The sequence below is a fragment of the Mucilaginibacter ximonensis genome (assembly GCF_042686265.1).
In the GTDB taxonomy this organism is placed as follows: domain Bacteria; phylum Bacteroidota; class Bacteroidia; order Sphingobacteriales; family Sphingobacteriaceae; genus Mucilaginibacter; species Mucilaginibacter ximonensis.
On record NZ_JBHUPD010000001.1, the window covers coordinates 455,893 to 468,622 of the forward strand.

7 protein-coding genes are annotated in these 12,730 nt (G+C 44.4%); all 7 read left to right on the top strand.

What is annotated here, in order from left to right:
* The 7 genes from ACFS5N_RS02100 to ACFS5N_RS02130 all read left to right on the top strand — a co-directional run bounded on the left by ACFS5N_RS02100 (position 1) and on the right by ACFS5N_RS02130 (position 12,624).
* Positions 1–1,401, top strand: coding sequence for an efflux transporter outer membrane subunit (locus ACFS5N_RS02100; protein ID WP_377181730.1), 1,401 nt, complete (start codon positions 1–3; stop codon positions 1,399–1,401).
* 248 nt (positions 1,402–1,649) lie between these two features.
* The gene (locus ACFS5N_RS02105; RefSeq protein ID WP_377181732.1) at positions 1,650–4,391 is read left to right on the top strand and encodes a ThuA domain-containing protein; all 2,742 of its coding nucleotides are present in this window, start codon (positions 1,650–1,652) and stop codon (positions 4,389–4,391) included.
* A 216-nt stretch (positions 4,392–4,607) separates the two neighbouring features.
* Positions 4,608–4,868 carry a hypothetical protein gene (locus ACFS5N_RS02110; RefSeq protein ID WP_377181734.1) on the top strand — a complete coding sequence of 87 codons (261 nt, stop codon included), beginning with the start codon at positions 4,608–4,610 and terminating at the stop codon, positions 4,866–4,868.
* A gap of 83 nt (positions 4,869–4,951) precedes the next feature.
* The gene (gene ligD / locus ACFS5N_RS02115) at positions 4,952–7,690 is read left to right on the top strand and encodes a DNA ligase D (protein ID WP_377181736.1); all 2,739 of its coding nucleotides are present in this window, start codon (positions 4,952–4,954) and stop codon (positions 7,688–7,690) included.
* A 218-nt stretch (positions 7,691–7,908) separates the two neighbouring features.
* Entirely contained in the window at positions 7,909–9,867 is a 1,959-nt protein-coding gene (locus ACFS5N_RS02120; RefSeq protein ID WP_377181738.1) for a PAS domain S-box protein, read from the top strand.
* On the top strand, positions 9,857–10,297 hold the full coding sequence (locus tag ACFS5N_RS02125; protein ID WP_377181740.1) for a response regulator: 441 nt from the start codon (positions 9,857–9,859) through the stop codon (positions 10,295–10,297). Before ACFS5N_RS02120 ends, ACFS5N_RS02125 begins: the two co-directional genes overlap by 11 nt.
* Positions 10,298–10,317: 20 nt before the next feature.
* Entirely contained in the window at positions 10,318–12,624 is a 2,307-nt protein-coding gene (locus ACFS5N_RS02130; RefSeq protein ID WP_377181742.1) for a PAS domain-containing protein, read from the top strand.
* Positions 12,625–12,730: the final 106 nt, after the last annotated feature.

Below are 12,730 nucleotides of genomic sequence, written 5' to 3' on the forward strand. Positions count from 1 at the left end.
ATGAATAAACTTCTTTTGATACTTACGCTGGCACTGAGTGCCTGCGGAGTATCGAAAGATTTACAAACACCGCAGGCCGCTTTGCCTGCAAACTTCAGAAATGCGGTGAGTACAGATACCACCAGCATTGCTGATATCCCCTGGAAACAATTTTTTACCGATGCCGAGCTGCAAAAACTGATTGACAGCGCCATCGTAAAAAACTATGATCTGCAACTGGCCGTAAAAAACATAGAAGCTTCACAACTGCTGGTAAAACAGGTTAAATGGAACTACGTTCCTGAAGTTGGCCTGAATGTTACCGCCAGCAGCAGCCGCCCGTCTGACAATAGTTTGAATGGCCTGAGCCTGGCTAACGCAGGTATTAAAACCAAACATATTGAGGATTATTCGGCTAATCTTTCACTTTCGTGGGAGGCTGATATTTGGGGTAAAATTCATAATCAAAACAAAGCTGCGGTAGCTGCCTACCTGCAAACTGCCGAGGCCCGGAAAGCCATTCAGACTAACATCGTGTCATCAGTAGCGCAAGGCTATTATAACCTGCTGATGCTGGACGCGCAGCTGCAAACCGCGCAAAGCAATGTACGTTTGAATGATAGTACTTTGAACATTATCAAACTGCAATACAACGCCGGCCAGGTTACTTTGCTGGCTGTACAACAGGCACAGGCTCAACAACAAGCCGCCGCTGCTTTGGTGCCGCAGTTTGAGCAAAACATCGCTTTGCAGGAAAACGCGTTACGCATTTTAACCGGCGAGCTGCCGGGTGCTATCGAACGCAACAAAAAGCTAAACGATATAAACTTTGCCGATAATTTACCTGCTGGATTACCGTCTGCCCTGGTAAGCCGCCGCCCTGATGTAAAAAGCAGCGAGCTGGCTTTGGTGGTTGCCAATGCTAATGTGGGTATTCAGCAAGCCGAAATGTATCCGGCTTTGCGCATCACCGCGCAAGGCGGTGTAAACTCGTTCAAAGCCAGCAACTGGTTCAATATCCCGGCGTCATTGTTTGGGGTAGTATCGGGTAGCTTAATCACCCCTTTGTTGGATCATAAAGAGCTGAAAACTAACTATGAGGTGGCTAAGATTAATCGTGAAAAAACTGTGATAGAATTCCGCCAAACCGTACTGAACGCAGTAGGCGAGGTGTCTGATGCTTTAGTGAAGATTGATAAACTTAAAGCCGAGCAGGACATTGCCGCGCAGCGAGTGAACACTTTACAACAAGCTACTTCAAACGCAAACCAGCTGTTTAAAAATGGCATGGCTAACTACCTTGAGGTAATTACCGCTCAAGGTAACGTACTGCAAAGTGAACTTGAACTGGCCAGCGTTAAAACCGAGCACCTGAAAGCAGTTGCCGAGCTATACCGCTCTTTAGGCGGCGGCTGGAGATAATTCCATTTTTAGATTTTCTGACTCTACATACTACCGAAAAAAGGCGATGGGTTTTAAACCTGTCGCCTTTTGTTATTACTGCTTATTATCTATTTGTCATTCTGAGCATCCTGTTGTAAAGAATAAGTTACGTGCAATCGATTGCTTTTTTGTAAAAATGTTTCAGGTTTTGTTTGGATTTTAAATACTTTTAGGGGCTGATATTTTGCAATGTCTGCACCAAACGATATAAACCCTTACAAAAGACAATGAGATTGAAATTATTTAGCTTTTTAAGTATGGGTTTGCTGTCTGTTTTTTCGACAGTAAACTTTGCGCAAGCCCAGGTAAAATCAAAGCCGCGGATACTGGTTTTTAAAAAGACCGCCGGTTTTCATCACGGGTCGATCCCCCTGGCGGCAGCAGCCATTATGAAACTGGGGCAGGAAAATAGTTTTTTGGTAGATACTACTACCGACGCCGGTAAAATCACCGAAAATAACCTGAAAAAATATGCTGCACTTGTTTTTGCCAGCACAACCGGCGACATTCTGGACGCAGCACAACAACACGATTTGCAACGCTACATGGAAGCCGGTGGTAGCTTTGTGGGCATTCACGCAGCTGCCGACGCCGAATACCGCTGGCCTTGGTACGGCCGTATGGTGGGCGGATATTTTGCGCATCACCCGGCACAGCAAATGGCCACTTTAACCGTTGTCGATAAAAATTTCCCGGCTACCAGCATGCTGCCAACCGAGTGGAAGCGCAAAGACGAGTGGTATCATTACAAACAGGTGTCTAAGGATATTCACGTATTGATAAACCTGGAAGAATCATCATTAACCTATAATAAAAACGGCGGTGATGATGCTTTTAAAATGGGCCCGAACCACCCCATTGCCTGGTACCATACTTTTGAAAACGGCCGCGTATTTTATACCGGTTTGGGCCATACCGATGAATCATACAGCGAGCCTTTGTTTTTACAGCATCTGTTAGGTGGTATCAAATATGCCATTGGCAAAAATGCGCCGTTAAACTATGCTAAAGCTAAAACGCCAAGAGTACCTGATGAAGACCGTTTTGGCAAAACCCAATTAACAAGCGGCACTTTTGACGAACCTACCGAGATGACCGTTTTGCCAAATCTGGACATCCTGGTTGTTCAGCGTAAGGGCGAGTTTATGCTTTATAACCACCTAACGCATAAAGTGACCCAGGTTGGCAAAGTGGCCGTTTATTCGCACACGCTTACCGAAAAAGGTAAAGGCGTTAATGCCGAAGAGGGTTTATTAGGCGTTCAGGCCGATCCTGATTTTAAAACCAATCATTACATCTACGCCTACTATAGCCGCCTCGATACCAATGTAAACCGTTTAGCACGCTTTACTTTTGTAAACGGCAAAATTGATCTGAAAAGCGAGAAGAAGATTATTGAAATACCAACCACCCGCGAGATTTGCTGCCACACCGGCGGTTCAATAGCATTTGGTAAAGATCATATTTTGTTTGTTTCGCAAGGCGATAATACAACGCCGTTTGACGAACCAAACGCCGGCCGCGGCCCGCATCCTCCAAATAGCTACTCTTTTGCCCCGCTGGATGACCGCCCGGGGTTTGAGCAATATGATGACCGCCGCGGTTCTGGCAACACCAATGATTTGCGCGGAAAAATATTACGTTTAAAAATACAGCCAGACGGTTCATACACCATCCCTGAAGGAAACCTTTTCCCGAAGGGTATGGAGAAAACTCGTCCTGAAATTTATGTAATGGGCGATCGTAACCCTTACCGTATTTCTGTCGACAAAAAGAACGGCTTTCTGTACTGGGGCGAGGTTGGCCCCGACGCCAGCAACGATAGTTTGGAAACACATGGCCCGCGCGGATATGACGAAGTTAACCAGGCCCGCAAAGCCGGCAACTTTGGTTACCCATACGTAATCGGTAATAACATCCCTTACCGTAATTATGATTACGCCACCGGTAAAGTAGGCGCCGCTTTTGATCCAAATCATTTGGTGAATGAGTCGCGTAACAATACCGGTTTAAGAGATTTGCCGCCTGCGCAGCCTGCTTTTATCTGGTACCCGTACGCGGCTTCGCCTGAGTTTCCGGAACTGGGTTCTGGCGGTCGTACAGCCATGGCAGGACCTGTTTACCATGCTGAGGACTACCCGGCAAGCGTTACCAAGCTACCGTCATACTACAATAATAAACTGTTTATCTACGACTTTATCCGCGGATGGATCAAAGCAGTAACTATGGATGCTGCGGGTAACCTGGTATCTATAGAACCATTTATGAACGGTACCAAATTCAATTCGATGATTGATATGGAGATGGGGCCAGACGGCAAGTTGTACATCCTGGAGTATGGTAATAGCGATGGCTGGTTCAAAAAGAACAAAGACTCTGGTATTGCACGTGTAGACTATAACCCGGGTAACCGCGCACCTGAAATTGCCGGCATTACTGTCGACAAAAACTACGGCGCCTTACCACTGAAAGTAACCTTAAAGGTTGACGCCATTGACCCGGACAATGATAAGATGACTTATACCTGGAATTTTGGTAACGGAATTAAAAAAGCGAGCGTGAAACCGTGGGTGACTTATACTTATCCCAAGGCTGGTACTTTTAATGCCTCGGTAACGGTTAAGGATTCAAAACTGAAATCATCAACCAGCAAAAAAGTTATCATCGCCGCCGGTAGCACTGATGAGCCAATTGATCCGTCGTCAAAATTTGCAGCGGGTCAGACATTATTTGCTTCGATGGATTGTAAATCGTGCCATAAAGCGCACGAGCATGTAATAGGCCCTGCATTTGATGAAGTTGCCGCCAAATACAAACCTAACAGAGCGACTTATCGCCAGCTTACTGAAAAGATAAGAAACGGTGGTAATGGCGTTTGGGGCGATGTAACCATGCCGGCGCATCCTGATTTAAAACCTGAAGATGCCAAACAGATTCTGGATTGGATATTCTCGTTAAAAAAACAATAGGCTGATCGCCCATCAGCGCTAAAGCCGGAGCAATATGCTTCGGCTTTTTTGTTTTAAACCCATATCCCGCCGTCTTGCCGAACTTGTTTCGGCACCCATCCGACAGGTAACCAAAGTGCTTAGCGATGAATGGGGCGCTGAAACTCGTTTAGCACTATAAATGGTAGTATAAACCATTTAACCAATCCTGTGTTATCTTAAAATAAACTTTATTTTATGGAACGATTTCCTGTACTAGAAAGTAATCAGGTGGCTATGGTTACTGCCAACGTAAATTCAGGTCAGATATTGAATCTGGACCTGCTTCCTGATAAGCAAAACGGAAGGGGTGTCTATGCAATTTTTAATAGCGCGCAGGATGCCCTGAACTATGCAAAATCGATCATAACCGAAAAAAAGTATATTGAATGTGTCATTCAGGGCCCCGACCAGGAAACGGTTTATTACGTCACGCCAAAAAATGTGCAGCAGTTTTAAATTCATCCACTCTTGACAAAAGAAGGTAATCTTCATAAAACCATTCCATCCCCTCATGGTTTTTTATAAAAACAACACAGCTTATGAGCCTGGAGAAATATGTAGAGAAGCGCGATTTTACTAAAACCCGCGAACCCAAAGCCGGATTAAGTAAGGATAAAGATCATTTAATGTTTGTGATCCAGAAGCACGACGCCTCGCGCCTGCATTATGATTTCAGGCTTGAAATGGATGGCGTACTCAAAAGCTGGGCGGTACCCAAAGGCCCATCGACAGACCCGAAAGTGAAGCGTCTGGCCATGATGGTGGAAGATCACCCGTTTGACTATCGTAATTTTGAAGGTATTATCCCGGAGGGCGAATACGGCGGCGGTACCGTGATTGTTTGGGACGAAGGTACCTACGAGCCTATCGAGGATATAAAAGGTAAGAAAGCGCAGGAAAAGCACCTGCTTCAGCAACTAAAATCAGGCTCGGTAAAAATAAGGCTGCATGGCGAGAAACTGGAGGGTGAGTTTGCCCTGGTAAAAACCCACGGTATGGGCGAAAATGGCTGGCTGCTGATTAAACACAACGACGAGTTTGCGTCTGATAAAGACATCACCAAAAAAGATAAATCGGTGCTCTCTGGCAAAACTATCGCTGGCATGGAGAAAAACAGCGATAAAGTTTGGCAAAACGGCCACGAGGAAGACCTGAAAAAGGAAAATACAAAATCTAAAAAAAAAGTCGCATCGCATGATGACGATGCCAAAGATGAATTGGGCGATGAGCAAGATACAACCAAAGATATTGATGTAGCCGCGCTGCTAAAATCGGCTCCTAAAACAGCCGTTCCCAAAAACATCAAACCCATGAAGGCTACCCTGGTTGATGCACCTTTTGACGACCCCGACTGGCTATATGAAGTTAAATGGGACGGCTACCGGGCGGTAGCTGTAATTAATAAAAATAGTGCTGAGCTAATATCGCGTAATAATCTCCCCTTTGATAAATATTATCCCATCAATGACATTTTAAAAAAATGGAATATTAACGCCGTGATTGACGGTGAGATACTGGTTTTGAATGATAAAGGGTTGTCTGACTTTGGTGCCCTGCAAAACTGGCGCAGCGAGGCTGACGGTAATCTGGTTTATTATGTGTTTGATATTTTATGGTATGAGGGCAAAAATTTAATGCATTTGCCTTTAATTCAGCGTCAGGCCATTTTAAAAGAAATTCTGCCGGCTACTGACGATAGCGTGCGTCAAAGCAAGGTGTTTGCAGCAAAGGGCATTGAGTTTTTCGAGGCGGCCGAAAAGATAGGTCTTGAAGGTATCATAGCTAAAAAGGCTAGCAGCGTTTATACGTCTGATCTGCGCTCAAAAGAATGGCTGAAGATCAAAGTGCAGCGCCGGCAGGAGGTGATTATTGCCGGGTTTACCAAGAACGCAGGTACAGCAAAGGCATTCAGCGCCTTGATATTGAGCGTTTATGACGGTAAAAAGCTGCGTTACGTAGGCAAGGTAGGCACCGGTTTTTCTGACAAGCTGCAAAAGGAAATGATGGCCAAATTTAAGCCGTTAATTACCGATAAAAGTCCGTTTGAGGTGGAGCCTGATGTTGATAAGCCTTCCAGGTTCCGTCCGCAGCGAATGGGGGCAAAGCCTACCTGGCTAAAGCCCGAACTGGTTGCGGAGGTGGCTTTTGCCGAAGTTACCAGCGACGGCGTTTTTCGTCAGGCATCGTTTAAAGGTTTACGCGACGACAAGAAGGCAACAGACGTTATTTTAGAAGTTCCAAACGATACCGACGAGACCGTTGAGGAAGCAGAGCAAAAAGCATCCCCCGAAAAAACAAAAACCCACGACGCTATCGATCCCCCGAAGGACAAAGACCGTAAAACACTGCTTAACCCTAAAGATGAAACCCAGGTGCGCAAAATTTGCGGCCACGAACTAAAGTTTACACACCTGAGCAAAGTATACTGGCCCGAGGATGGCGTGACCAAACGAGATATGTTTAACTATTACTACCGTATAGCTGAATATATTTTACCCTACCTGAAGGACCGGCCTATGTCTTTAAACCGTTTCCCTAATGGGATACACGGCTCCAGCTTTTATCAGAAAGACGTAAAGGGCAAGGCGCCGGATTGGGCGACCAAAACTTTCCCCTATACCACCAGCGATGGTGAACATAAAGAATACCTGGTTGGATCGGATGAATCGTACCTGCTATGGATGGCATCCCTGGGATGTATTGAGATGAATCCGTGGTTTAGCCGTTACACATCGCCCGATAATCCTGACTATTGTGTAATAGATCTTGACCCCGATAAAAATACTTTTGATCAGGTTATTGAAGCTGCGCAACAGGTGAAAAAAGTGCTAGATGCTATAGATGTTCCTTGCTATCCCAAAACATCAGGTTCAACCGGTATGCATATATATATCCCATTAGCGGCTAAGTATGATTATGATCAGTCGCAAATGTTTGCCCGAATTATAGTTAATCTGGTACATAAGCAAATACCTGATTACACCAGTTTGGAGCGTATGGTAGCCAAACGCGAGGGCAAAATGTATCTTGACTTTTTGCAGAACCGGCCCGGGGCCACAATTGCCTGTCCTTATTCATTAAGGCCTAAACCGGGAGCTACCGTTTCCATGCCGTTAACCTGGGATGAGGTAAAGCCCGGCCTTACCATGCGCGATTTCAACATCTTTAATGCTACAGACCGGTTAAAGGAAACCGGCGATCTTTTTAAAGGCGCCTTGGGTAAAGGCATTGATCTTGAAAAAACAATACAGAAGGCTAAGCAACTTTTTGGCGGGTAACGTATCGTTCGCGGACATTGTAAAGATTGTCAATAGCTTAGCGGTAGTTGGGTAGGCTTTGCCGTATTCAGTTTGTTCAGTTTCAAACACATGCGTTGTGAAATTCATTTGGTTTATATAATTTTAGTATTGCATCTAATTGTGGTCTGCGTTAGCCCCCTTAACGTATTGGGTCACTACGGCAGATTTTGCTGAATTGTATACCTAATTTAGTTTTTGTGTTGAGCAAAAAAAACGATTGTGTTCCGTTAAGTCAAAATTTTGACGACAGGCTTTTTCGCTTACTGGTAGCGAGCATAAGGGATTGTGCCATTTTTATGACCGATCCTAACGGCTATATTGTAAGCTGGAATCAGGGCGCTCAAAACATCCACGGTTATAGTGAAGATGAAATTGTCGGCCGGCATATTTCTATATTTTACACTGAGCTTGATAATAAAGCTAATGAGTGGAGCAGAAACCTGAATATGGCGCTCAAAAACGGATCGCGCGAAAGTAAGGGTTGGAGGGTACGGAAAGATGGCAGCGTGTTTTGGGCCCAGGCAACTTTTACCACCGTTTATAACGACCAGGGCCATTTGATTGGTTTTTCGAAAATGACGCGCGACCTTACGCTAGAAAAAGAGAAGGAGGAGCTGAAAGAAGAACGCAATGCCGAACTTGAAAAAAGGGTAGCAGAAAATACAGAACAGATACTGGCTAATGAGATAAAGTTCAGAAAACTGATTGAAAGCAGCCATGACGGCATAACCCTGCTAGACAAAAACCTCAATGTGCTTTTCAGGAGCTACTCGGCCGAGCGTATTAGCGGCTGGAGCAATGAAGACCGTGTAGGGCATGAAGTTTATGATACGGTGCATCCGCAGGACAGCGCCGGCTTAAAACAGGTGTTAGCCGAGGTGTTGCAAAGCCCCGCGAAATCTGTAATTACCAGTTACCGGGTTAAACATAAAAAGGGCTATTATATATGGATAGAGGCCATGTTTACCAACTGGCTGAAAGATGAGAACATACAAGCTATTGTTTGCAATTTCAGAGATATTACCACCCGGGTAACTTATGAGGACGAACTTAAAGCCAAAAACAAGCAGATTGAAAATATTTTAAATAGTATGGCCGATGGCTTTGTTGCGCTGGACAAAGACTTCTGTTTTACCTATGCTAACAAGCGTATCGGCGAAATGACCGGCCGTAACCCGGCAGATCTGATAGGAAAATATGTTTTTACTGAGTTTCCGGAAGCTGTTGGTTCAGCAACACAAAAAGCCTTTAATACCGCTGTTGCTAAAAAGAAATATGTATGTCACGAAGACTATTATGCACCATTAAGCCTTTGGCAGGAAAACCACGTTTACCCGCTGGCAGATGGGGGGCTGACAGTGTTTGTACGCGATATTTCGGCGCGCAAAAAAGCCGACCAGCAAATTAAACAACTGAACGAAAACCTGGAGAAAAAGGTCATAGAACGCACTAAACAGCTTGAGGCCGCTAACCAGGAGTTAGAGTCGTTCTCGTACTCTGTTTCGCACGATTTGCGGGCACCGTTGCGTGCCGTTAATGGTTACGCAGTAATGCTTAAAGAAGAGTTTCAGGATAAACTTGGCGAAGAGGGTAACCGGGTGATCAACGTTATCACGCACAATGCCCGTTTAATGGGCCAATTAATTGACGACTTGTTAGGCTTTTCGCGCATGAGCCGTAAGGAGATGGTGGGTATTAAGGTAGATATGGATGCTTTATTTAAAGTTTGCGTTCGTGAGGTTATGCAGCAGCAGCCTGTGGTAGCTCAAATGGTCATCCATAAGTTGCTGCCTTGTTATGGAGACGTCAATTTGCTGCGCCAGGTTATACTTAACCTGGTAGGTAATGCAATAAAATACAGTTCAAAAGCAGATGATCCTATTGTTGAAATAGGCTGTATAAAAGATACAGATAAGCGAATTTATTATGTAAAAGATAATGGCGTGGGCTTTGATATGAAATACAGCAAAAAGCTGTTTGGCGTATTCCAGCGTTTGCACAGTGCGCAGGAGTTTGAGGGTACCGGTGTGGGCTTGGCTCTGGCAAAACGTATTATCGAAAAGCATGGTGGTAACATTTGGGCCGAATCGGCACCGGGTGAAGGCGCCACTTTTTATTTTAGTATGCCGGTTAAATTAAATAAGGATGAGCGATAGCCAAATCGAGATTTTATTAGTTGAAGACAACATACACGATGCAGAGATGACCATTCGTGCACTTAGTAAAGTGAAGCTGGCCAACAATCTGGTACATGTAAAAGACGGTGAAGAAGCCCTGGACTTTATTTTTGGCACCGGCCAATATATACACAGAAACATACAACAGCGGCCAAAAGTGGTATTGCTTGATATTAAAATGCCCAAAGTTGATGGTATAGAGGTTTTGCGTCAAATTAAAACTAATGAGGCTACCAAATCTATCCCGGTAGTAATCATGACCTCATCGCGCGAAGAGCAGGATCTTATTACCAGTTACCAATTGGGGGTAAACAGCTACGTGGTGAAACCAGTGAACTTTGAGGCGTTTGCTGCGGCTGTTTCTGATTTAGGATTATACTGGCTGATTATTAATCAGCAACCCATATAACATTTAGGACTATAGATACAGTGAACAATCAAAAATTAAGAATTTTACACCTTGAGGATATGCCAACTGATGCAGAGTTGGTGGATTTGACGCTGAGAAGGTCGAAGTTGACCTACGAAAAAATAGTGGTTGATAATAAAGCAGACTTTACCAACGCTTTGAATGAGTACCGGCCTGATATTGTTCTGTCAGATCATTCACTGCCTTCGTTTGACTCTATCGAAGCTTTTGATATCCTGAAAAAAAGTGGGTTAAATATTCCTTTTATCCTCATTACCGCTACCATATCTGAGGAGTTTGCTGTAGAAATAATGCGTAACGGCGCTGCCGACTATGTGCTTAAAGACCGCATGCAGCGTTTGCCCAATGCCATTGAAAATGCGCTTGATAAATTCAGGATAGATACAGAGCGCAAGGAATACATGCATAAGGTAATCTCTAATGAAACGCTTTTACGTGAAGCCGAGGAGATAGCAAACATTGGCAGTTTGGACATTGATATCGAAACCAGGGCGGCACAATGGTCGCCGGGTTTGTACCATATTTTAGGGGTTGAAGTTGGCGAGATAGAGCCGTCATTCAACAGCCTTTTTAACCAGGTGCATGCAGACGATGCTTTGCGGGTTAAACGTGAACTGGATGAAGCCATTGCCGGCAGCGATAATTCAGTAAACCTTTATTTCAAGGTAAAGACATATACAGACGATCAGATCAAACACCTGCATGCCAGGTTACTTATCGAAAGAGATAAAAGCGGCGCCGCCCGTCACATCAAAGGTTTTGCGCAGGATATTACTGAGCAAAAAATAGCTGAACAAAAGATACAGGAAGCTTCAGAAATGCAGGCAGCAATTTTGAATGCCCTGCCGCCAAATATTGTACTCATTAATGAAAATGGCAAAATTATAGCAGTTAACGAGTCATGGCGAAGGTTGGCTTTGTTTAATAATTTGGGTATTCCTAATTATGGCTTAGGTTATAGCTACCTGGCTATATCAGAAAAAGCAACGGGTATTGATAAAGCTACCAGCGCTAAAATTGAGGCCGGAATAAGCGAAGTAATACAAGGCAGGCAGAAAGAGTTTGTGATGGAGTATGCATCATTGGGCGGTAAAGAGTGGTATATGATGGTGGTAGCGCCGCTGCATGATCATACCCAAAAAGGTGCGGTAATTCTGCATACTAATATTACCGACCGTAAAATAGCCGAAGAGTTGTTGCAGAAATCTGAAGCTAATTTGCGATCGGTATTTGAAAATATCGACTTATGTATCATCTTATTTGATACCGACCTGAAAGTGCTATCCTATAACAGTAACGCAAACGACGCCATGATGCGGCATTTTGACAAATCGCTAAAGGTGGGTAAGCCCATCATCAACTACTTTCCCAAACACAGGCGCGAATCAGTACGCCAGGCTATGGCCGAGGTTAAACAGCGCAAGGTGCCCACCTACGAGTCGAATTTTGCGCTGCCCAACGGCGAGCTGGAATGGTACGATGTGAAATGGGTAGGAGTTACCGATAAACAGGACGATTTGGTTGGCGTTATCCTCACTTTTAAAAATATCACTGAAAAGAAAAATCGCGAGTCAGAACGTGAGAATATGACCGCCGATCTGGCTCAGCGTAACATGGACCTGGAACAGTTTACCTATATTATATCGCACAACCTGCGCGCACCGGTGGCTAATATACAGGGCCTGGCCTCGCTGTTATATGATATAGAGCCGGGTACACCCGAAAGCAACGATACGCTAGAGGCGCTTGCCCGCTCTGTAAATAACCTGGATAAGGTGATACTGGACCTGAACCAGATATTGCAGGTACGCAGCCAGGTGAATGATCAGATTGAGTTAGTATCACTTAGCGCGCTTATTGCTGAAATTAAAGCCGGCATCAGCCAGATGATTGAAAAAAACCGCGTTAGCATATACGGAAATTTCGACGCTGTTGATGAATTGTATATCCTGAAAAGCTACCTGTACAGCATCCTGCAAAACCTGGTGGTAAACAGTATCAAATATCGGCGGCCCGATGTTGACCCTGAAATACATATTACCAGCAAAATATTAGGCGACAAAATATTGGTAAACGTAAAAGATAACGGTAAGGGTATTGATCTGGACAAATACGGCCCGCATTTGTTTGGCTTATATAAACGCTTTGACTGGAGCGTTGAAGGCAAAGGGGTAGGGCTTTTTATGGTTAAAATGCAGATTGAAAGCCTCGGCGGATCAATCGATGTGAGCAGCAGCGTGAACGCCGGAACTGAATTTATGCTTGAATTCCCCATGGCTGCAAAGCCGGTCGAACTGTTAAATTGAATACGATAAATTCGTAATATGTTAAATATTGTTAATAATCTACGAAATATTCGTAGATTAAAAATAGATTGATTAGATTTGGTCAACATCAAAATTTATTGATGCC

Bases quoted from the DNA above. Each gene is read 5' to 3' on its own strand.
- ACFS5N_RS02100 (WP_377181730.1), top strand. From the start codon at position 1: ATGAATAAACTTCTTTTGATACTTACGCTGGCACTGAGTGCCTGCGGA.
- ACFS5N_RS02105 (WP_377181732.1), top strand. From the start codon at position 1,650: ATGAGATTGAAATTATTTAGCTTTTTAAGTATGGGTTTGCTGTCTGTT.
- ACFS5N_RS02110 (WP_377181734.1), top strand. From the start codon at position 4,608: ATGGAACGATTTCCTGTACTAGAAAGTAATCAGGTGGCTATGGTTACT.
- ligD (WP_377181736.1), top strand. From the start codon at position 4,952: ATGAGCCTGGAGAAATATGTAGAGAAGCGCGATTTTACTAAAACCCGC.
- ACFS5N_RS02125 (WP_377181740.1), top strand. From the start codon at position 9,857: ATGAGCGATAGCCAAATCGAGATTTTATTAGTTGAAGACAACATACAC.